The sequence below is a fragment of the Sulfurimonas sp. genome, assembly GCF_047622445.1.
GTDB lineage: Bacteria > Campylobacterota > Campylobacteria > Campylobacterales > Sulfurimonadaceae > Sulfurimonas.
The window spans coordinates 1-22,878 of record NZ_JBLHOE010000040.1 but is presented as its reverse complement, the minus strand read 5'-3'; the positions used below and the strand labels follow the sequence as shown (position 1 = coordinate 22,878).

The following is a 22,878-nucleotide window of genomic DNA, read 5'->3' as shown; positions in this document are numbered from 1 at the left end:
AATGAAACAAATATTGAAAATAATCTCGATTCTTCTTTTACTTAATACCATTGTTTTGTCTGATGAAACAGGTTCTGCATCAATCTTTGCTTTTTTTAATGGAGTAGTACTAGAGAATAATGAAGTAATAATTGATGGGAGTTATAAGCAGTACACAGATGATGATGGTAGTGTAGAACTTATACTTGAAGTTGGAAAACATCAAATAGAGTTTTTTGCTAAAGATGAAAATGGAGCAAATTTAGGTTATGTAAAAAAAACGATAGATGTTAAAGATTCACGTGACACTCAAGTTATTATAAGCTTTGATGAAGAGGGTTCAGTACCACATGTTGAGATAGACACACCAATAGGAGTGTCAGATACAAAAAATAAAGATACAAATTATGTTGGGACTCTTCATGGTAAAGTTTTAACATCTGATACAAAGAAAGCTATTATAAACGCAAGAGTGTTTGTAAAAGGAACATCCATAGATGCCAAAACGGATGATAAAGGTAACTTTAGTATCAGTATACCGGCTGAGAAAAATGTAAGTATATCTATTGTTCATTCAGAATATAGTGCGGCTACAATTGATAATATATTTGTAAAACGAGATACAACTCTTAAGAGAAAGATTGAACTAACACCTGCGAGTATGGAACTCGAAGAGTTTATAGTTTTAGCTCCCAAAGTAAAAGGAAGTATCGCGAGTCTGATGGCTGAAGAAAAAGAGAGTCAAGCTATTACAAATATTATTGGTGCCTCTGAAATATCTAAAAAAGGCGATTCAGATGCTGCTGGTGCATTAAAACGTGTGACAGGAGTAACTCTTATTGGTAGTAATGTATATGTAAGAGGTCTTGGTGGACGTTACTCAAATGTTGAGATGAACTCACTTCCCCTTCCATCTCCAGATCCACAAAGAAGAACAGTTCCCTTAGATATATTTCCATCTGCAGTTATTGGTTCTATGCAGGTACAAAAAAGTGCAACTGCAGATATACCAGCTAGCTTTGGTGGTGGGTATGTCAACATTAGAACAAAAGATAAATCAAAAGAAAACTACTTAAAAATATCAACAGAAGTTAAATCAAATAGTAGTACAGGCAAAGAAGTCGATAGCTACCAAGGAAGTGATACAGATTGGCGAGGACAAGATGATGGATATCGAGCTATCCCATCTGCAATCTTGAACGACTCTAAAATAGTAGTTGGAGAAAGAGTTCCCAGTTTTGATTCTGCTGATAATCAAGATTACACTACAGCAATTGTAAACAGAGCCTTATCAACCACAAAAGAGAAACTTCCTTATGGTGGTAAGATATCAGTTGAAGGTGCATATAATATGGAATTAGCTGATAAACATGAAGTTTCATTTTTTGCTAATTATACATATGGACAAGACCATAGATCTGTTGATCAGAAGTACTATAAGTATGCTTATAATCAAGGAACTGATAGTCTCTATAAAACTCCTGAACAGTATGGAGATATTACTGCAACGCGTAATAAGTATACAAATGCAGGCATGTTTAACGCAAGTTATAGTTATGCAAATGTCTTTAATATAAAATATACAAAACTATATAGTCAAATCTCTGAAAAAGTGACTAAAGTTGCAGATGGTATTGCCAATTCTGATGATGACTGGAAAATAAGATATGACTTAAATTGGGAAGAGCGTACATTAGATACGAATCAAATTAATGGTAATGTTAAATATGAAATTGCGAATTATGAAAATAATTTCTTATTTGGTTATGAACTTGGTAATGCAAGTTTAAATCAACCAAATAATTATAAGTATGCATACTTGCGAGATATTAGGTTTGATGGAGTTGTAAATGGTGATCCTTATTTAGACAGGTTTTCCCCAAATGTATTTTTAAACCTTACATCAGACGATGAAATGAGTGCATATTATTTAAAAAACAAAACAAATGTTGAGTTATTTAGTAAATCTGATTACATTGAAATTGGTACAAGTTCTAGTTCAAAAACTCGAGAGTCAAGATACAATAAATATCAGCTAAATCAAAGTTCTTCATCCGGTAAATTGACAGACGATATAGACACAATATATGATGATCATATTAGAGATAATTTTGACGATACATTTAGACTCGATATTTCATTTCAACCAGCATATTGGTATGATGCGAATGTCGAAGAAAACAGTTATTATATGAATGTATTTTTTAAGCCAGCTAAAAAATTAGAACTTTTAATTGGAGCAAGAAGAACTGATTTCCAACAAACAGTTTTTCAGTATACAAATAATAATAATGTATTTAGTCCTATTGAAAAGCTTCCAGAAACTCTAGAGTTTAATGATTTGTTACCTAGTTTTGCACTTAAATATAAGTTTAACAGTAAGAATCAAATTAACTTTTCATTTTCTCAAACATATGTTACTCCAGATTTAAGGGAATTTACTAGTGCCGAATATTTCCACCCATATGAAGTTGCTACAGTAAAAGGTAACCCGAATTTAAAAACAACCGAGATTACAAATTATGATTTAAAATACAGTCATTATTTTTCAGATACAGAAAATATAAATTTTGGTTTGTTTTATAAAAACTTAGATAAACCAATTGAAGATGTACAGTTACCTTCCTCATCATTACCTAGGTATAGCTATGACAATACAGACAATGCTGTTTTATATGGATTTGAAATTGATGGAAGAAAAAGTTTTAGTGTTATAGATAGTAGATTAAAAAACTTTTATTTTTCTGGAAATTTTTCATATACAAAATCTGATGTTACTTTAAGTGAGGAACAAGAAGCTCTTTACACAACAAATCATAGACAGCTACAAGGTTTGTCTCCTATTGTAATTAATGCCTCGTTGTCTTATGAAAAACAAGGAAGAAACTTGGCACTATCATATAACAAGATGGGAGAACGTCTTCGTAAGGTTGGGATGATTGATGTTAATGATGAATATCCTGACTATTATGAAGTTCCCCCACAGATAGTAGATTTTGTATGGATAGAAAATTTTGATAGTGGGATTAGTTTAAAGCTAAAGTTGAAAAATTTACTTGATGAAGAAACGATATGGTACCAAGGTAGTAAAGATAATATCACGAATAGTTTCAAGCTTGGAAAACAGTATAGCTTTTCTGTCTCGTATAAGTATTGATGTTATAGTTTTGTAATTGAATGGTAATCGGTATGTATTATAATCTTTAATATATATAAAGGCCTCGAATGAATAATAAAATTATAATTGTTGAAGATGAAGAAGATTTACTTGATTTGCTTGAGTACAATCTTTCTAAAGAAGGACTAGACGTTATCGGTTTTTTAGATACCAAATTAGTAACTCATATACTAGAAGAGGAAAGAATTGATCTCATAATTATGGATAGAAATCTTCCTGGTATTGAAGGGACAGAATATATTCAAAGTATTAGAGACAATGGTATTCAAACACCAGTGATTTACCTTACAGCTAAAGATAAAGATTCTGAAATTGAAGAGGGATTCTTAAGCGGAGGTGATGACTATATGACGAAGCCTTTTAATATGAAAGAATTAATCTTTCGCGTAAAATCAATTCTTAAAAGAACAGTGAAAAATATCAGTGAGGGTACCATCCGGCATAAGGAATTACTTTTGGATTTAGACTCTAGAACACTGTTTATAAATGAGAACATTATTAAAGTGACAAAGTTAGAGTTTGACTTACTTTATGAGTTGATTTTAAATAAAAACATTATCTTAGACAGAGATTATCTATTACAAAATGTATGGAAAAACTCAGATCAAAACCAATACAAGACAGTTAATGTTGCTATGACTAGATTAAAAGAAAAAATTGATCCAGATAAAACAAAGAACTATATAAAATCTATTCGTGGTATTGGTTATCAATTTATTTAATAAGAACTGAGGAAAATTATGAAAGAACAGATACTAGTTGTAGATGATGATAATGATATTTTGGAACTTCTTGAATATAACTTGAACGCTGTTGGCTATGAGGTTATTGGATTTTTAAGTACAAAACATGTTAGACAAGTTCTTGTACAAGAGGAGGTTGACCTTATTATAATGGATAGAAATCTCCCTGATATTGAGGGAAGTTATTATGTAGAAATGCTACGTAGTAAAGGCATAGAGACACCGGTTATTCTACTTTCAGCAAAAGACACTACCGAAGATGTGAAAGACGGACTTTTAAAAGGAGCTGATGATTACGTAACTAAACCTTTTGATATAGATGAATTAATTTTACGTGTAAAAAGTATTTTAAAACGTACTAAAAAAGACTTTAAAGAACTTAAGCATGACATTGTACATAAAGATATGCAAATTGATTTAAACATGCATCAAGTTTCTATAGATGGGAGAATCATTAGACTGACTAACTTAGAAACATCACTCTTAAAAATCTTTGTCTCAAATAAAGGCAGAGTATTAGACCGAGAGTTTTTACTAAAGCATGTATGGAAAGACACAGAAAACATTCATACGAAAACAGTGAATGTAGCTATTAAAAGATTAAAAGAAAAGATAGATCCTTTAAAAAACAAAGACTACATTAAAACTATTAGGGGTGTTGGGTATTTACTTTCTTAAGTGTAAAAAGATAAGGTAAATTTAGTTTTAAACCTCTATATACAAATCTAACTCTTCAATAATATCTGGTGTTGCAAGATTATTATTTTCTCTATTAATTATACTAATCCCTATCCTTGATACTTTTATTATGTAATTTACCTTTTGTATTTCAGATTCTAAAAGTATAAAAAAACTTGATGTAGATTTGCTTGTACTTTTGTGAGCTAATGTAGTTATAATGTAGTTATAATGTATATAAATTATTTATGATAAGGCAAAGTTTACAAAATCTCTATAATAGCTCTAATAAGAGTTTTTATTTAAATTTATACCTTTTAGCATTAAATTTTTATTTAAATGCCTTTATTGATGCTAATTTTGAAGATAAAAGTTAATATTATCATTTTAAAAAAAGATACTTTTAGTGTATTTGCTGATATTAATGAAAAATATTGTGAAATTGAAGAAATAATGAAGTTCTCTAGGAGTATAATTATTATAAGAAGAGGATGGATTATCGCCTCACTTTAAGGGTTCAAGATTCTTTCTTCTTTAAATAAAGGATATATTTGGAAATTTCAACAGTGAAGAAGATGGAAAAAGTGGCGTTAAAAGGTAGTGGGTTTGATTTTATGAGACTCGGGATGGCATTGTTTTTTATGGTAGCAGTGTTAAGTTATAGTTTTATGAGTACGGGTGAAATACCTAACAATATGTTCTTGGCGATTGCAGCACTATTTGGTGCGTATATGGCTATGAATATTGGTGCGAATGACGTAGCAAACAATGTAGGGCCAGCTGTTGGTTCCAAAGCTCTTACAATGACTGGAGCTATTATTATTGCTGCCATCTTTGAAGGTGGTGGTGCTTTAATAGCCGGTGGTGAAGTTGTTAAAACAATCAAAAAAGGTATTATTGATATTTCTGCATTTGGTGGGAATACAGATTCTTTTATATGGGCAATGATGGCGGCGCTCTTATCTGCTGCTGTTTGGCTTAACATTGCTACTATGGCAAAAGCACCAGTTTCTACGACACACTCGATTGTTGGTGGTGTTATGGGTGCTGGTATTGCCGCAGCAGGATTTAGTATAGTTGCTTGGGGAACAATGGGTAAAATTGCTGCTTCATGGATTATTTCACCGCTTCTTGGTGGAGTTATTGCTGCAATATTCCTTTTCTCGATTAAAAAGACCATGGTCTTTCAAGAAGATAAAATATCAGCCGCCACAAAGTGGGTACCTGTTTTTGTAGCTATTATGTCATGGGCATTTGTGACATATTTAACTTTGAAGGGTTTAAAAAAGATTTGGCCATCTATAGTAGAGGTACTTACATTTTTACCAGCTGAGAACAAGCCATCTTTTATGGTAGCCGCCATTTTTGGGCTTATAGTTGCCGGAATTGTATATATGATAGTTAAATCGTCAGTTTCTAAAAAAGCAGATAAAATAGAGAACACAAGAGAAGGTATTAATACTTTATTTACAGTGCCTTTAATTTTTGCAGCTGCACTTTTAAGTTTTGCGCATGGTGCAAACGATGTTGCAAATGCTATTGGACCCTTAGCTGCGATTAATGATGCCGTTATGACTGGAGGAATTTCATCTAAAGCTGGAATTCCATTATGGGTTATGGCAGTTGGAGCCTTAGGTATTGCTCTTGGTTTAGCTCTTTATGGGCCAAAACTCATCCGTACTGTTGGTTCTGAAATTACAGAACTCGATCAGATGAGAGCTTTTAGTGTTGCAATGGCGGCATCTATTACGGTTATTATAGCCTCACAGCTTGGACTTCCTGTATCTTCAACACATATTGCTGTTGGTGGTATCTTTGGAGTTGGTTTTTTAAGAGAGTATTTAGAACAAAATGATAAAAAAGATGATATAGCGATAGAAAAAGAGATTATAGATGATGAGAAGAAAACTTTAAAAGCCTTTATTGCAGAGCGTAAAACTTTGGAATCTAAAAGCACTAAAGAAGAAGCTGATTACGAGAGAATTGTTGAACTGTATAAGATGGCAAATGAAGAAGAAACAAAGATTAAAAACTCTAAAAAAGATCTAAAAACTGCTCAAAAATGTGAATATGTTAAAAGAGATGCAGTGAAGAAAATTCTAGCAGCATGGGTTATAACAGTTCCGGCAGCTGCATTACTCTCAGCTCTTGTGTACTACATGATTAGAGGTATAGTACTCTAATGCTGAGAAGAATTTTTTTACCGACTATACTTATAGTATTAGGGTATGGCTTTTGGATGAGTCCAGATTTTAAAGAGATAGCTGCGGGTGTGGCTATCTTTTTATTTGGAATGTTATCACTAGAGGAAGGATTTAAAAAATTCTCTGGAGGTCTTTTAGAAAGAATTTTACAAAAGTCTACAGACAAACTTTATAAAAGTATAGGCTTTGGTATTGTTGCAACAACAGTTATGCAGTCAAGTTCTTTAGTGTCTGTTTTAACTATCTCATTTTTAGGTGCTGGTTTAATTGGATTAGCTCAGGGTATCGGTATAGTTTTTGGTGCAAATATTGGTACAACTACAGGTGCTTGGTTAGTCGCAGGATTTGGACTGAAGGTTAATATAGCTGCATATGCTATGCCAATGCTTGTTTTTGGGATTATCTTTATCTTTCAAAAATCGAAATCACTTAAAGGTATTGGTTATATTTTAGCTGGTCTTGGATTTTTATTTTTAGGTATCCATTATATGAAAGATGGGTTTGAAGCTTTTAAGTCAACTATAGATTTAGCTGCATTTGGTGGAGTAGGACTAAAGTATCTCTTTATATTTACAGGTGTAGGTGTTTTTGCTACAGTTGTTATGCAATCATCTCATGCAACACTTGTATTAATTATTACAGCTTTATCAGTAGGTCAAATTTCTTATGAAAATGCTCTAGCACTTGCCATTGGTGCAAATGTTGGTACTACCATAACTGCTATTATAGGAGCTATGAGTTCTAACATTGTAGGGAAGCAATTAGCTGGTGCACATCTTATTTTTAATGTTGTTACTGGCTTAATAGCCATTATATTTATGCATCAGATTATGTGGAGTGTTGATGAAATAAGTGCTTTTGTAGGTATAGCGCAAGATGATTACACTTTAAAGCTTGCAGTATTTCATACTATCTTTAATGTTATAGGTGTTCTTGTAATGATTCCGTTTATTAATAAACTTGTTGTGTTCTTGGAAAAAACACTCAAGTCCAAAGAGATAAAAGAGATTGAAAGTTATGACACAGCACAGTTCTTAAATGAATCTGTTTTAGAAATACCTACTACTGCGATGTCTGCGATTTTAAGAGAGACAAAACATTTATACCTCAATGCTTTTGAAATCATAACACATGGTTTGAATCTTAAAAGAGGAAATATTATGTCAGAGATGCCACTTGAAGCAGTTGTAAAAGATAGCTTTTCTAGTAGCGCGATTGATATAAATCATTTTTATGATCATCGTATTAAAGGTATTTATGGCGAAATTATAGATTTTGCAACCTTGGCACAATCAGAAATGTTACCTGAAGATATTTCAAGATTATATGCACTAAAACTTGCTTCGAGAGATATCGTAGAAGCAGTGAAAGATACTAAACATCTACAAAAAAACCTATTGAAATACAATAATAATCTCAATCGACATATTCAAGAACAATATGACGGGATTAAGATTGGTTTAGCAGAATTACTTAGAAGTATTGATAGAATTTCAATGATGGATGATGAAGCGGAAATTATTGTACTTTTATCAAAAGCTAAAGTACATATGCAAAGGTACGATATATTAGCAAATGGAACGCTGGATAATTTAATACGGAAGAATTTAATTACGAATGAGATGGCTACATCATTGATGAACGATAGTTCTTATGCCTACGAAATCAGTAAACATTTGATTGCAATGGCAGAAATAATATTTATAGACTCGTTAGGAGATATAAAGAATGTCGGTGAAGATATGATAATTAGTGATGAAGATGTCAATACAATTTTAGCAAAAGGATAGAATATGGGAATTAAAAAGTTTATAGCAATGGTTAGTGAAACTTTGGATTTGGATGGGATGAAAAAGGCAAGTAAAAAAAAGTCGATTAAAAATCTTCTGAAAAAATTACATGCTAAAAGAAAGGCTATACGTAAAGAATTGAAAGCAGTTGACAATAAGAAACGAAATAAAGAGTTGCTAGAAGAAAAAGATATTATTACCTTTCAAATTAAAAAAGGTAATAAAATACTTAAAAAGGAAAAAAATGGAAAATAAAATACAAGACATATTTGAAGTAGATGGAAAACACATCTCATTAGAAGATTTAATACATGGATATAAAAAATCTAAAGCAGTAAGAAAAACAAAAAATAAAGCGGAATTCAAACGTGATAATGAACAAAAACTAAAGCCGTATCAAGCAGAGCTTATAAAACTACAAAAATATCTTGAAGATACGAACAAGAAGATGATTATTCTTTTTGAGGGCCGTGATGCAGCTGGAAAAGGTGGAACAATACGAAGAGTAACGAGATATATGGATGAAAAGCATTACCGTGTAGTAGCTCTTGGTAAGCCAACAGAAGAGCAAAAAACGCAATGGTTTTATCAAAAATATATCAATCACTTTCCTCGTGGTGGTGAAATAGTTCTTTTTGATAGAAGTTGGTATAACAGAGCTATGGTTGAATCTGTGTTTAACTTTTGTACTCCAAGAGAGTATCAAGACTTTATGAATGGTGTGAAAGGTTTTGAGAATGATCTTGTACGTCAAGGGATCATAATTGTGAAACTTTACTACAGTGTTACAAAGGATGAACAAGCAAGAAGATTTGAGCGACGTAAAAATGACCCTCTAAGACAATGGAAACTCAGTGAGATAGATTTACAAGCGCAAGAGAAATGGGATGACTTTACTAGTACAAAGTACAACATGATAAAGCAAACACATTCTCACAATGCTCCATGGACGATTGTACGCTCTAAAGATAAGCAAAAAGCGAGAATGGAATCACTCAAGGTAATCTTAAATGCTGTTGATTATGATGGAAGGGAAGAGCATTTAAACTATGCTTTGGACCCTGAGATTGTAATATCTGGAGCGAGAGAGATAGAGATAATGGATGCACAAATAACAAGTACTGGTAAATTTATTGGTTAATAAAGGAAAAAGAATGAGCGAAAATAAAAATAAAAATAAGAATGAAACAAAAGTAAAAAACAAAAGTGAAAAAGTTCAGGTTTGGGTAAAAAAAGAGACTTTAGCATATGAAAAAGAGTTAGCAACATTACAAGTTGAGCTTTTAAAATTTCAAAATCATGTAAAAGATAAAGGGCTCAAAATTCTTATGATTTTTGAAGGTCGTGATGCAGCAGGTAAGGGTGGTACGATTAAAAGAATCACTGAGCATCTTAATCCTCGTGGTGCTAGAGTTGTTGCTCTTGAAAAGCCTAGTGATATAGAATCATCACAATGGTACTTTCAAAGATATGTACAACATCTTCCAAGTGCAGGTGAAATTGTAATTTTTGATAGAAGTTGGTATAACAGATCTATGGTAGAACCTGTAATGGGCTTTTGTACAGAACGTCAACACCATAAATTCTTAAAAGATGCACCTGAATTTGAAGCGATGATAGTAGATGAAGAGATAAAAATATTTAAATTTTACTTTTCTGTATCTAAGGATGAGCAAGAAAGAAGATTTAAAGCAAGAGAAACAGATCCTCTAAAACAGTATAAACTCTCACCAGTAGATAAAGAATCTCAAAGATTATGGGATGAATATACTCTTGCAAAGTTTATGATGCTAAGCGCTACACATACAGAACATGCGCCTTGGACTATTGTGAAAAGTGACAACAAGAAAAAAGCACGTATTAATTGTATAAAACATATTTTAAATTTTGTTGAGTATCCAAACAAAGTATCTAAAAAAGAGACTCAAGTAGATAAAGAAATCATAGTTTATGGCCGCGATGAAGCTATTTCAATGGAGAAGAAGCTCAAGTTCTCTATGAAAAACTAATACTCTTCTATAATCTTGGTTACTTCTTGTAACCAAGTGTAATCATTATGTAATCAAGCTATCTTACAATTTCACTATCAAACAAAACAAGGAAACTCATATGAATAAAATTATATTATCAGCAATAGCTGCTATAACATTAGGTTCAGTCACTGCATCAGCTGGTTCAACTACATTTTATCAAGATAGAAACGGTCAAGTTTTTACTACAGCGGCTGAAGGTCGTACAGCTATTAACTCGCAAGAAGCACGCGAGGTTATTAACTCAGCAAAAGCACCAAAGAAAAAAACTGAAGCTAGTTTCTTTGATAGAATCCATGCAAAAGGTGATCTTAGATTAAGACACGAAATAATAGAAAAGCATGAGGGTACTGATAATAAAAATAGAGAAAGATTTAGATTTAGATATGGTGTAAATATTGATGTTACTGATAATATTTTACTAGAAACTGCTATCTCAAGTGGTAAATATAACCCGACATCTGGAAATGTATCATTTAGAGATGATGAAAAAATACAAGACTATTTTATGGAAACACTTAAAATTGATATAGCTGACATTAAATATTCATTTGATAACTCATGGATTAGAGTTGGTAAGGCTAAACACCATATCTATAGACCAATAGGAACACAGCTTGTATGGGATAATGATATTCGTTTAGAAGGTGTTAATTACGGTTTTAAAGATAACAATACTATGATTAGATTAGGTGTAAATCGCTTACACAGAGAAAAAGGTCACAAGGGTGCAAATGCTGATAACATCAATATTTTTATAGCTCAGTATGTGCATACTCAAAAACTTGAGAATGCTAAACTAAACTTAGGTGCTGCATATTACCTTTATGATGGTGTTAAAGGTTCATCAACTCCATATGATAGTGGTAGAAAAGGTAATACTCTTGATGCTAATGGTCTTTATGCCGAGGATTTTGGGATTCTAGAAGCTTTTGCTGAGATGAAATTCAAAGATGTTTTAGGTAAGCCATTTAAAGTAGCAGCTATTTTAGCGGTTAATACACTAGCAAATAATGATAATATTGGATATGACCTTAGTGCACAATATGGTGTGACGAAAAAAGTAGGTGACATCAAATTTGCTGCAACTTATAGAGATGTTGAGAAAGATGCAACATTTGGAGCAAATAATGACTCTGATTTTAGTGGTGGTGGAACAGATAGTACAGGTTACTATGTTAAAACAAAATATAAATTTGCTAAAAATGTAGATATCGCTGGATGGTGGAACTGGAGTAAATTAGGTGATACTAATAGAGAATATAATCGTACACAGCTAGACGTTATTCTTAAATTCTAGAACAAATTTTTATACTAAATAATGTTAATTTGAGACATTAACATTATTCAAAATTTATTTTCATTTTTTCCTTTGTTTACTATGAAGCCTTTGGGCTTCAATAGTTTAAACACTACTAAATAAAGGTTTATTTACTAATCTAATAGTGTTTTATCTAGTGTCCAAGAATATCTAATGCTTTCTTTATTAACTCTATATAGTTTCTCTAAAAAATACTCTCTATCAACTTCTTTAGCACCTAAGCTTTTTAAATGATCTGTTGGTACTTGGCAGTCAATAAAATCATATCCCCATTTTTTTAAATGTTTTACCATTACTGCATATGCAGATTTTGATGCATCGCTTTCATTAGCAAACATTGATTCGCCACAGAATACTTTTCCTATTGTTAAGCCATATAACCCTCCAACAAGTACACCATCTTTATACGTTTCTACAGAGTGCGCTATTCCCATAGAATGAAGTACTTCATAGGCTTCAATTAAGTCCTTTTGTATCCAAGTTCCATCTTGTCCTTTGCGTTGCTTAGAAGCACAATTCTGCATTACTTCTTTAAAATTAGCGTTGAATTTATATGTAAATTTTTTGATGCTTTTTTTTAATGATTTACTTAATTTGAAATCATCAAGTTCCATGATAAGTCTAGGATTTGGTGACCACCAAAGAATGGGATCTCTGTGAGAGTACCAAGGAAAGATTCCTAACTGGTATGCTTTAATTAATCGATAAGGATTTAAATCTCCTCCCCAAGCTACGATACCATCTTTATTGGCTGTGTTTGGATGAGGAAAGTTTATTTCCTTTTTATTTACTTCTAGGATCAAGGCTGGTAAATGTTAGAATCAATTCTTTGTCAAAATCTACTTTAACTTCTCCACCATTTTTTAATTTTCCAAAAAGAATTTCATCACTTAATTTATTGGTAATGTTATCTTGAATAAATCTCTTAAGTGGTCGTGCACCCATTTCAACTGAATAACCTTCATCAGTTAAGTGGTTTATTGCTTTTTTAGTTGCTACTACTATTATCTTTTTCTTTTCCAATTCTTTATTTAGCTCAGCTATAAATTTTCCTGCAATAGCTTTGACTACTTCAATTTCTAATGATTTAAAGGTAATAATAGAATCAAGTCTATTTCTAAATTCTGGAGAGAAAAATGATTTTAATTCTTCATTTTTAGATAATGATTCATCTTTATTAAATCCCATAACACTTCTTGCAGTTGCTCCTACATTTGAAGTCATAATGAGAATTACATTTTGAAAGTTTGCTTTATAACCATTATTATCAGTTAGTGTAGCATTATCCATAATTTGTAAAAGTATATTGATTAAATCTGGATGTGCTTTTTCTATCTCATCTAATAGTAAGACAGTATAAGGATGCTTTTTAATAGTCTCAGTGAGTAGTCCGCCTTGCTCATAACCAACATATCCTGGAGGTGCACCTACAAGTCTACTGATTGTATGTTTTTCCATATATTCACTCATGTCAAATCTTTCAAAATTGATTCCAAGTGTGTCACTAAGTGCTACTGCTAATTCTGTTTTTCCTACACCTGTTGGTCCTGAAAATAAAAATGAGGCGATAGGTTTATTTACTGGTGTTAATCCAGCTCTTGATATTTTTATTGCTTGAGAAACTTGTGCAACTGCTTCGTCTTGACCTATTACTCTTGCTTTTAAATCATCATCGAGAGTTGCTAAAGAAAGTGTTTCATCTTTATTAATTCTTTTACTATGTATACCAACAATACTCGATATTGTTTTTTCAATATCAGTAGCTGTAATCTTTGTTTTTCTTGTTTTTTTGAGATGAAATGATGCAGCTGTTTCATCTATAATATCTATAGCTTTATCAGGTAAAAATCTATCTGTAATATATCTTGCAGATAAATCAATAGCTGTTTTAAGGGATTCATTCGTATATTTTACACTATGATGATCTTCGTATTTACTTTTTAGACCTTTAAGAATTTGGTAACTTACTTTCTTAGATGGTTCACTGATATCTACTTTTGAAAATCTTCTACTGAGTGCTTTGTCTTTTTCAAAACCATTTCTATACTCTGCATAGGTTGTAGCTCCCATACATTTTAGTTCACCACTTGCAAGGGCTGGTTTAAGTTGATTTGCTGCATCCATAGTTCCACTTGTTGCTCCAGCACCTATAAGAGTGTGGATTTCATCGATAAATAGAATTGCATCAGGATGTTTTTTTAACTCATCCATTAAACCTTTAAGGCGTTTTTCAAAGTCACCTCTATATTTTGTTCCTGCGATAAGAGCACTTAAATCAAGGGCAAATAATTCTGCATTTTGAATAATTTGAGGTACATTTTTTGCATTAATACTTAATGCTAGACCTTCCGCTATTGCCGTTTTTCCAACTCCTGCTTCACCAACAAGGATCGGATTGTTCTTTTTTCTTCTACATAGAATTTGGATTACTCTTTGGATTTCCTTTTCTCTACCAATGACAGGATCAATTTTCCCCTCTCGTGCTTTTTCAAGGAGGTCTATTGTATATTTTTTAAGATAGCTTTCCTTTTTTTCAGCATCTTCTTCTTCCTCGGCTGTTTCTGCATGATGTGCATGTGAAATAACTTCGAGTACATCAAGTCTTGAAATTTGGTATTCGTCTAAGAGCATATGAGAAAATGTTTGCTCTTCATTATAAAGTGCTGCGAGTAAATCACCAATCGTTGCATAGTTCTTCTGTGCACTTTGGATATGTTTTATCATGTTGTCTATTAGCCGAGACAGGGCTACACTCTCATGAGGGTCGGCATTTACATTTTCAGGAAGTGCATCAATGTTCTCTTCTATATAGTTTGATAATGCTTCTTTCATATGTTCTACATTTCCACCACATATAGTGATAATCTCTTCACCTTCTTTTGAAGAAAGCAAGTGATAAAATACATGTTCAATTGTTAAGTATTCATGACGTTTTTGTTTTGCAAAAAGAATAGATTTTTGAAAAATTTCATTTAAATTAGGACTAATCATTATTCTTCTTCCATTGTAGCTTTAAGAGGAAAGCCATTATTTTTTGATTTTTTTGCAACTTGCATCACTTTAGTTTCTGCAATTTCATGTGAATATATACCACAGAGACCTTTTTCTTTTTTATGTACTTCAATCATAATACTTTCTGCTTCTTGACTCGTCTTATGAAATATACTCATTAAAATTTCAACTACAAACTCCATAGAGGTGTAATCATCATTAAGTATAAAAACCATATATTTAGTTGGATGTTTTAAAGATGTAACTTCAAGAAGTTCATGTTCTATATTTGTTGCCATTGTGTTCTACCTTGCTGCTTCTAAAAAGTCATTTATTATATCTTGTGGATTTTCTAAGCCAATTGATATACGAATCAGTCCATCGGTTATACCAAGAAATTTCTTAGTTTCATCATCGAAATCTCTATAGATTGTAGATGCCATGTGTAAAGCTAAGGTTCTACTGTCTCCAATATTTGCAGTGAGTGTTGCAAGTTTTGTAGCATTTAAAAACTTAAAAGCTTTTTCTTTTGTTCCCATCTCTATAGTAAAAAGTGTTCCACAGCCGTTTTTGAAATCTGTTTTGTATCTCTCATGATGAGGATGCAATGATAAACATGGATGGTTAACATTGAGACCTTTTTTATTTAGCTCTGTTGCTATAATTTCTACACTTGAAATGATTCTATCCATTCGTAAGGGGAGTGTTTCAAGTCCTAACATTGTTTGGTAAGAAGCATTTGCATTCGCACTCATGCCAAAATCTCTCATTGCTCTTTTTTTAGCATTGGGAAGAAGTGCCATTTTTCCAGCACCCTTGATAAATTTATGAATATCTGCATAACGAGCAGTTTTAAACTTATCTTCGCCATCAACATTGATTGCACGAAAAACTGCACAACCACCAAGGGCTGAAGAATTTCCTGAAATAATTTTTGTAGTTGAGTAGACCACAATGTCTGCACCAAGTGTGAGTGGTAAAATACTCATTGGAGTAATTGTATTATCTACGATTAAAACGATTCCTGCATCATTCGCAATCTTTGCTATTGCCGAGATATCTGGAAGTCTCATATTTGGATTTCCAACACTTTCTAAAAAGATGATTTTTGTATTTTTAGTGATTGCATTTTGAATATTCTCTAACTCATCAACATCAAAAAATTGTGTACTCACTCCAAAACGAGATAATGTTTCATCAAAGAGTGCGTAAGTACCACCAAAAAGTCCACCGATAGATATGATTTCATCTCCAGATGATACTATTGACATAGTAGCGAGTGTTGTCGCCGCCATTCCAGAACTTGTAGCAACTGCAGCAATTCCACCATCCATTTTAGCCATGATAGATTCAAGACGTGCTGTTGTTGGGTTTCCCATGCGAGAATAAAGTGGCTTTTTTACACTTCCATCAAATATACCTTCACCAGTTTCGGGTGTACCATATGCAAATGACGCAGAATTAGTGAGAACCGGGCTTACAGCCCCTTCTTTATTTCCAACGCCTTGGACAAACTCAGTACAGTATTCTTCAAAATTGTTCATATCTATTTTAGACCTTTGTTATATATAGATATATTATAGCGAAGTTGCTATTATTATAAGATATAATTTTTTATAGTAAATAATAAAGCTAAGTTAAGACATTAATATGACTTGATTTCTTCCCTCTTGTTTTGCTTTATATAGCATCATATCTGCTTGGTCGATGTTGTCTTGTAGAGATTCTTCACCACTGATCGTAACACCTACTGATATTGTAAATTGTATCTCTTTGCCATTATCTGAGAGTACATAACTTTTTTGTACTTCTTTTCTTAGTCTTTCAAAGATATCTTCAGCGCTAAATCTATTGACATTTTTTAGTACAACACAAAACTCTTCAGCACTAAATCTCGCTACCATATCCCGATAATTAGTTGTCGATATTAAAACTTCTGAGAGGTGGATGATAATATTATCTCCCGTTTCATGCCCATAGGTATCATTTATCATTTTAAAATTATCTATATTTATCATTGCAAGGGCATATGTTTCAGGGCTTAGTGCGATTTCATCTCTATAGTCATTCATATGAGCAAAGAAGTATGCACGGTTGTAAAGACCTGTTAGGTAATCACGGTTTATATGGTTTGTTACAAGGTTTAAATTCTCGCGAGCTTCAACAGTATTGTTAATTCTACAAGAAAACTCTTCTTTTGAAAATGGTTTACTAATATAATCGTTTGCACCATGTTTTAAAAACATTGCGTTTATTTCGCTGTCTTCACTTGAAGAAAGTGCAATGATACTTAGCTCATTCTTTGTATAGGATTTTCGTACCTCACGAGTAAGATCAAGGCCATTCATAACAGGCATATTGTAATCAGTTAGTACTAAAGAAATGTCCGAATGTGTTTCTAACATACCAATGGCTTCTTCACCATGTGCCACAGTAATTACATTAAAAAATAGATTTTGTAGTAAAGTTTTCATGTGTTTACGTGTGACCATTGAATCATCTACCACGAGAACTTTATGTTGTTTATTTTTATATAATCTATCGATAGTTTGGATAATATAGTTAATATCATCCATCCCACCCTTAATGACATAATCAATAATCTCTTTTTGTAGAATTTTTTTTCTAAATTCTTTGTCTACATTAGCACTTAGCACAATTACATGTTGCTTTTTTGAGAGTACATAATCTATTACTTCACCATGAGGAGCATCAGGAAGATTTACATCAAGGAGAGTAATAAAATAAGTATATGCTTTTAAAAATAGTTTGGCTTCTTGTAATGTGTAAGCAATATCAACTTCAAACTTGAGCGTTTCTGTAATCTTTCTTGCTATAAGTTTGGCGAGAGTTTTATTATCTTCAACGATTAAAATTTTTTCCATACTAAATACAAGGCTCCTATCGTTTTTTTTATTCTACTATAATTTATCTATATTTATAGGTATTAAGGTTACTATCATTTTATGAACTACTTAAGTGTTACGATAGATAAATTAAAATTATGCAAGAACGTATTTTTAACTGGTGGCGCAGGAGTTGGGAAAACTACAATCACACGTGAAGTTATCCAGACTTTTGAAGATGACTCAAAAAAAGTTGCTAAACTTGCATCAACTGGAATGGCTGCAACCCTCATTGGGGGACAGACCTTACATAGTTTTTTTGATCTTGGGATTGCCTCAAGTATAGAAGAGTTAGAGAAAAATGCAAAATATGAAACAAAGAAAAAAGTGAAAAAGCTCATTCATTCTATAGACTTAGTTGTGATTGATGAGATCTCTATGGTAAGTGCATCACTTTTTGAGATGATTACATTACGACTGCAACAAAGTGATTTTAAAGGTTCCCTTTTAGTTGTTGGGGATTTTTTACAACTTCCTCCTGTTGTAAGAGGAAACGGTGAAGTTATGTTTGCTTTTGAATCAGAGGCATGGAAAGAATGCAATTTTGAGACGATTGAACTCACACATATATATAGAACTGACGATAAAAAGTTTATAGAGTTACTTCACCATATACGATACGGATTTATTGATGAGGAGATACATCATCATTTAAATGAGTATATTAAACCTTTAGCCGATAACCTAAGTGAATTTACTTTTCTTTTTGGAAAAAATAATTCTGCTACCTTTCATAATAAAGAGCAGCTAAAACATATTGATGAAGAAGTTTTTGTTAAAGAAGCACAGATTATTAAACATCAAAAAACTATCCAAGATAGAGAGATCCAAAGATACATGCTTGATGCTAGGATAGAAAAAGAGTTGGAGCTAAAGATAGGTGCGCCAATTTTATTTACGAGAAACTCTTGGAATTATTTCAATGGCGAGCGGGGTATTGTAGTCAACAAAGATGCAACATATGTTTTTATACAAAAAGCAGATGGCATCATTGTTAAGCTAGAATCCACAGCAATGAGTAAAAGCATGTGGAAAGAAAAAACTGTTGATGGAAATAAAGTGATGGTTGAAGAAAATATTTTTAGTATTTATCAGTACCCAATTAAACTTGCTTTTGCAATTACAATCCATAAATCCCAAGGGATGAGTATAGAAGATTTAATTATTGATACAAATGAGATTTTTGCACCTTCGCAATTTTATGTAGCACTTTCACGAAGTTCAAACCCTTCAAGATTAAATTTAATTGCACCAAGATGCCAATGGTATGATTTAGCTTTTGTGAATCAAAAAGCAGTTGAATTTGTAAGGGGTCATAATGCTTGATATTTTAAAAAAAGTTCTTTTATTTGAGAATTTATCTGATGATACTTTAAAAAGTATACAAAAAGATTGTGTAATTGTGAGTTTAAAAAAAGATAATATTGTTTTTTATGAAGGTGATGAATCAAGGTATTTATACCTTGTTCTAGAAGGAAAAATAAAACTCTATAAAACATTAGCAAATGACAATGAGCTAGTTTTAAAATACTTTAAAGAGGATGAGATGATTGCTGAAGTTGCGGTTTTTGATGGCTTTGATTATCCAGCAACAGCAGAGGCCAATAGTGATGTGAAATTATTAAAAATAGATTGTCATAACCTAAAAGAGCTCTTTTTAAATAATCCAGATATTTTGATGCAAATAAATACATCTTTAATAAAAAAGATTAAAAACTTAGAGTCTGTCCTCTCTAGATATTTAATCCTTGATGCAAAATCAAGGGTTGTCGAGTATATTTTAGAAAACTCCGATGAATTTTTTACTCTCAAACAACATGAAATTGCTAGCTTTTTAAATATAAGTCCTGAGACTTTATCTCGTATGATTAAACCTTTTAAAGCTGATGGGATAATTGATATGAAAAATAAAAAAATTAATACTAAGCGTTTGGCTTTATATAAAAGTTGATATGAATCAATGGTTTAAATTCAGAGATGTTGCCAGTTAGAAGTTAGCAAAAAGCTAGTAAAGTATAAACCCATAACTTTCAGATACAATTCGCAAAAAATAATGGATGTGAATTGTTAAGTAAAATAGATAAAGGCGTATTATATATGCTTCTCGGTGCTTTAATCTCAGCACTTAATGGAGCAATGGCAAAAATCCTTACTGAAGACCTGACAGCTATGGAGTTGGTTTTTTTTCGTAACCTCATAGGTGTTATAATTATTTTATATGCACTCAGACATACTCCACCAAAACTTACTGGCGGGAAATTTCATCTTCTCATTACTCGTGGAGTACTTGGATTTACTGCGATGATTTTGTTTTTTTACACCATCACGACTATTCCACTCGGTGAAGCTATCACTCTTAACAAGACTTCACCACTCTTTGGAACTGTACTAGCTTTTTATCTTTTAAAAGAACATCTTAACAAGACTACAATGTTAGCTCTTCTCATAGGGTTCTTGGGAATAATCCTCATTACAAAACCGATGGGAATGATGATATCGTATGAGCACTTCTTAGGAATCTTAGGTGGATTTTTTGCGGCAGCTGCATACACAACAATCAAAAAGATAAAAGATATTTATGACGCAAGAGTTATTGTTCTTTCATTTGTTGGAATAGGAACACTTTTACCAGCTATGTTTTTTCTACTCGCACCTTATGTAGATGCTCCAAGTTCACTTAGCTTTCTTTTTCAAGAATTCAGAATGCCAAGCACGGTATCTCTATGGCTACTGATAGGTTTTATGGCTTTAATCTCTACACTCTCTCAATGGCTACTTACAAAAGCATACAGTGCTACAAAGATAAGTATCATTGGTGTTATCTCGTACACAAACATTCCATTTGCCATTGGTTTTGGTTGGATGCTTGGAGACAAGTTTCCAGATGCTTTAACTTTTACTGGGATAGGTTTGATTGTTTTGGGTGGAATTTTAGTTGGGAATAGAAGTAGAAAAAAGTAAGTTTAATTGAGGTGGATTATATAAAACCACCTCAATGTGTTAAGCTTCTTCACCTAAAGTAGGCTTAGAACCTTTTATCTTAGAAATAAATCTTCCTGCAAAAGAATCAACGTCGAGTACTAATTCTGCAACTATAAATAAAACTGCAACAACTCCTAGTATTCCAAAGAGTAATCCTACATTTTCAATCATGATATATCCTTTAAGATAGGTTAAATTATAATGTAACATAATTTATTGTTATACAATATAAGCCATATTGGAATAAGATTATTTATAAGGACAAGATAAGAAAGGAGTAAATTATGTATTCTGAATTACCGATAACATGGATATATGTGAGTATATTTGTGATTATATTTTTAGTACTGGCTATCCGTATTTTACGGGAGTACCAACGTGGTGTAGTTTTTACCCTTGGACGTTTTACAGGTGTTAAAGGTCCTGGGTTTATTATATTGATCCCCTTTATTCAACAAATGGTAAGGGTTGATTTACGTACTATAGTTCTTGATGTACCCACTCAAGATGTGATTTCACATGATAATGTTTCCGTTCACGTAAATGCTGTTGTATATTTTCGTGTCATTAATCCGGAAAAGGCGATTATTCAAGTGGAGGATTTTCTTACTGCAACAAGTCAGTTAGCTCAGACGACTCTTCGTTCTGTTCTTGGTGGACACGAACTCGATGAGATGTTAGCTGAACGCGAAAGGTTAAACAAGGACATTCAAGAGATTTTAGATAAACAGACTGATGAATGGGGTATTAAAATCTCAAACGTGGAGATTAAACATATAGACTTAGATGAGAGTATGGTTAGAGCAATTGCTAAACAAGCAGAAGCAGAACGGGAACGTCGTGCAAAAGTTATTAACGCAAAGGGAGAGCTTGAAGCAAGTGAGAACATACTAGCTGCTGCTCAGAAGTTAAGCGGAAATGATTTAGCAATTCAGTTGAGGTATCTTCAAACAATGAGTGATATATCAAGCGATAAAACAAATACTATCATTTTTCCATTTTCTACTGAGTTAAATAATATTTTTAAAGGAGTCAAATAATTTATAAATACTTGAGGTCGATTTTATATTTTATAATATACTTTGGATATACATTGTGAGGAGCTTATTATGACAGCAACAATTTCAAAGTGGGGAAACTCCCAAGGGCTTAGATTTCCAAAAGATATTATGAAAGACCTACATCTTGCTGTAGGGGATAAGGTGAATATCTTTATAAAAGATAATAAAGCCATAATAGAACCTATACAAAAAGAAAAAATTAAATACGATATAAATGAATTAGTATCTAAAATTCCAAAAGACTACAGTGCTAAAGAAGAGTTTACATCATCAGTTGGATTAGAGGAATGGTAAAAGAATACATTCCTAAAAAAGGTGATCTCGTAATACTCAGTAAAGAACCTGCTCTAATAGTCTCAAATGAAGTTTTCAACCAACATGTAGGTTTAGCCATAGCTTGCCCAATCACAAACACAGACAGAAACTTCCCATTTCATGTGAAAGTAGATAGTAAACAATTTACAGGATTTATTATGACTGAGCAGATAAAATCTATAGACTACAAAGTTAGAAAAGTTAAGTTTGTTGAGAAAGTTAGTGATGAGGTTTTAGATATAGTTGAGAGTGTTGTGTTTTGAAAATACTACACTTTAGCGATACCCACTTAGGGTACAACGACTTAGACATTTTAAACTCTGAAAACATTAACCAAAGAGAAGCTGATTTTTACGATGCTTTTTCTCAGGTTGTAGAGCAGATTAAAATTATAAAACCTGACTACATCATACATACGGGAGATTTGTTTCACCGTTCTTCACCATCTAACCGTGCCATTACTTTCGCACTAGAGCAGTTTAAAATCATAGATGAATTAGACATTCCTTTTGTTATCATCGCTGGGAATCATTCTACTCCTAGAACAAACCTTTCTTCACCGATACTCAAGATATTTGAGAGTTTTAAAAATGTTCACACTTCTTACAGCCAAGAGTATAAAAAGATAGAGTTTGAAGACATTGTTTTTCATACACTTCCACATATGAACGATGACTCAAAAGCCTTAGAGCAGATAGAA

22 protein-coding genes are annotated in these 22,878 nt (G+C 32.3%); 16 read left to right on the top strand and 6 right to left on the bottom strand.

Annotation, left to right across the window (positions count from 1 at the left end):
- Position 1: 1 nt before the first annotated feature.
- From ACI9TV_RS09950 to ACI9TV_RS09910, 9 genes are all read left to right on the top strand, one after another.
- Complete coding sequence (locus ACI9TV_RS09950; protein ID WP_415250638.1) at positions 2-3,136, top strand: carboxypeptidase-like regulatory domain-containing protein; 3,135 nt, start codon at positions 2-4, stop codon at positions 3,134-3,136.
- A 68-nt stretch (positions 3,137-3,204) separates the two neighbouring features.
- Entirely contained in the window at positions 3,205-3,879 is a 675-nt protein-coding gene (locus ACI9TV_RS09945; protein WP_415250637.1) for a response regulator transcription factor, read from the top strand.
- A gap of 18 nt (positions 3,880-3,897) precedes the next feature.
- Positions 3,898-4,578, top strand: coding sequence for a response regulator transcription factor (locus ACI9TV_RS09940; protein ID WP_415250636.1), 681 nt, complete (start codon positions 3,898-3,900; stop codon positions 4,576-4,578).
- A 551-nt stretch (positions 4,579-5,129) separates the two neighbouring features.
- Positions 5,130-6,761, top strand: coding sequence for an inorganic phosphate transporter (locus ACI9TV_RS09935; RefSeq protein ID WP_415250635.1), 1,632 nt, complete (start codon positions 5,130-5,132; stop codon positions 6,759-6,761).
- Entirely contained in the window at positions 6,761-8,572 is a 1,812-nt protein-coding gene (locus ACI9TV_RS09930) for a Na/Pi cotransporter family protein (protein WP_415250634.1), read from the top strand. Before ACI9TV_RS09935 ends, ACI9TV_RS09930 begins: the two co-directional genes overlap by 1 nt.
- Before the next feature lie 3 nt (positions 8,573-8,575).
- Positions 8,576-8,827, top strand: a complete 252-nt coding sequence (locus tag ACI9TV_RS09925) for a hypothetical protein (protein WP_415250633.1) — start codon at positions 8,576-8,578, stop codon at positions 8,825-8,827.
- Positions 8,817-9,713, top strand: a complete 897-nt coding sequence (gene ppk2 / locus ACI9TV_RS09920) for a polyphosphate kinase 2 (RefSeq protein WP_415250632.1) — start codon at positions 8,817-8,819, stop codon at positions 9,711-9,713. The genes ACI9TV_RS09925 and ppk2 (ACI9TV_RS09920) overlap by 11 nt, the downstream gene beginning before the upstream one ends.
- A 13-nt stretch (positions 9,714-9,726) precedes the next feature.
- Positions 9,727-10,581, top strand: a complete 855-nt coding sequence (gene ppk2, locus ACI9TV_RS09915; RefSeq protein WP_415250631.1) for a polyphosphate kinase 2 — start codon at positions 9,727-9,729, stop codon at positions 10,579-10,581.
- 100 nt (positions 10,582-10,681) lie between these two features.
- The gene (locus tag ACI9TV_RS09910; RefSeq protein WP_415250630.1) at positions 10,682-11,902 is read left to right on the top strand and encodes a putative porin; all 1,221 of its coding nucleotides are present in this window, start codon (positions 10,682-10,684) and stop codon (positions 11,900-11,902) included.
- Positions 11,903-12,036: 134 nt separating this feature from the next.
- Here the strand turns inward: ACI9TV_RS09910 and aat are convergent, their stop codons facing one another.
- The 5 genes from aat to ACI9TV_RS09885 form a co-directional block, all read right to left on the bottom strand.
- A complete protein-coding gene (gene aat, locus ACI9TV_RS09905) occupies positions 12,037-12,726 on the bottom strand; it encodes a leucyl/phenylalanyl-tRNA--protein transferase (protein ID WP_415250629.1) in 690 nt (229 codons plus the stop codon).
- Positions 12,707-14,914: an ATP-dependent Clp protease ATP-binding subunit ClpA gene (clpA, locus tag ACI9TV_RS09900; protein WP_415250628.1), complete on the bottom strand. Its 2,208-nt coding sequence runs from the start codon at positions 14,912-14,914 to the stop codon at positions 12,707-12,709. Before clpA ends, aat begins: the two co-directional genes overlap by 20 nt.
- Positions 14,914-15,213 carry an ATP-dependent Clp protease adaptor ClpS gene (locus tag ACI9TV_RS09895; RefSeq protein ID WP_415250627.1) on the bottom strand — a complete coding sequence of 100 codons (300 nt, stop codon included), beginning with the start codon at positions 15,211-15,213 and terminating at the stop codon, positions 14,914-14,916. The genes clpA and ACI9TV_RS09895 overlap by 1 nt, the downstream gene beginning before the upstream one ends.
- Before the next feature lie 6 nt (positions 15,214-15,219).
- Positions 15,220-16,458, bottom strand: coding sequence for a PLP-dependent transferase (locus tag ACI9TV_RS09890; protein ID WP_415250626.1), 1,239 nt, complete (start codon positions 16,456-16,458; stop codon positions 15,220-15,222).
- A gap of 93 nt (positions 16,459-16,551) precedes the next feature.
- Positions 16,552-17,799: a diguanylate cyclase gene (locus ACI9TV_RS09885; RefSeq protein WP_415250625.1), complete on the bottom strand. Its 1,248-nt coding sequence runs from the start codon at positions 17,797-17,799 to the stop codon at positions 16,552-16,554.
- An 81-nt stretch (positions 17,800-17,880) separates the two neighbouring features.
- Between ACI9TV_RS09885 and ACI9TV_RS09880 the strand changes: the two genes are divergently transcribed.
- The 3 genes from ACI9TV_RS09880 (at position 17,881) to ACI9TV_RS09870 (ending at position 20,781) form a co-directional block, all read left to right on the top strand.
- The gene (locus ACI9TV_RS09880) at positions 17,881-19,146 is read left to right on the top strand and encodes an ATP-dependent DNA helicase (RefSeq protein WP_415250624.1); all 1,266 of its coding nucleotides are present in this window, start codon (positions 17,881-17,883) and stop codon (positions 19,144-19,146) included.
- A complete protein-coding gene (locus ACI9TV_RS09875) occupies positions 19,139-19,771 on the top strand; it encodes a Crp/Fnr family transcriptional regulator (protein WP_415250623.1) in 633 nt (210 codons plus the stop codon). The genes ACI9TV_RS09880 and ACI9TV_RS09875 overlap by 8 nt, the downstream gene beginning before the upstream one ends.
- Before the next feature lie 113 nt (positions 19,772-19,884).
- A complete protein-coding gene (locus tag ACI9TV_RS09870) occupies positions 19,885-20,781 on the top strand; it encodes a DMT family transporter (protein ID WP_415250622.1) in 897 nt (298 codons plus the stop codon).
- Positions 20,782-20,820: 39 nt separating this feature from the next.
- Here the strand turns inward: ACI9TV_RS09870 and ACI9TV_RS09865 are convergent, their stop codons facing one another.
- On the bottom strand, positions 20,821-20,973 hold the full coding sequence (locus ACI9TV_RS09865; RefSeq protein WP_415250621.1) for a hypothetical protein: 153 nt from the start codon (positions 20,971-20,973) through the stop codon (positions 20,821-20,823).
- Positions 20,974-21,086: 113 nt separating this feature from the next.
- Here ACI9TV_RS09865 and ACI9TV_RS09860 point away from each other — a divergent pair, with 113 nt between their 5' ends.
- The 4 genes from ACI9TV_RS09860 to ACI9TV_RS09845 all read left to right on the top strand — a co-directional run.
- On the top strand, positions 21,087-21,842 hold the full coding sequence (locus ACI9TV_RS09860; RefSeq protein WP_415250620.1) for a slipin family protein: 756 nt from the start codon (positions 21,087-21,089) through the stop codon (positions 21,840-21,842).
- A gap of 69 nt (positions 21,843-21,911) precedes the next feature.
- Positions 21,912-22,157, top strand: a complete 246-nt coding sequence (locus tag ACI9TV_RS09855; RefSeq protein WP_415250619.1) for an AbrB/MazE/SpoVT family DNA-binding domain-containing protein — start codon at positions 21,912-21,914, stop codon at positions 22,155-22,157.
- Positions 22,151-22,441: a type II toxin-antitoxin system PemK/MazF family toxin gene (locus ACI9TV_RS09850; protein WP_415250618.1), complete on the top strand. Its 291-nt coding sequence runs from the start codon at positions 22,151-22,153 to the stop codon at positions 22,439-22,441. The genes ACI9TV_RS09855 and ACI9TV_RS09850 overlap by 7 nt, the downstream gene beginning before the upstream one ends.
- Positions 22,438-22,878 (top strand): metallophosphoesterase family protein (locus ACI9TV_RS09845; RefSeq protein ID WP_415250617.1); only part of this gene is annotated, 441 nt, incomplete at its 3' end. The genes ACI9TV_RS09850 and ACI9TV_RS09845, both read left to right, overlap by 4 nt.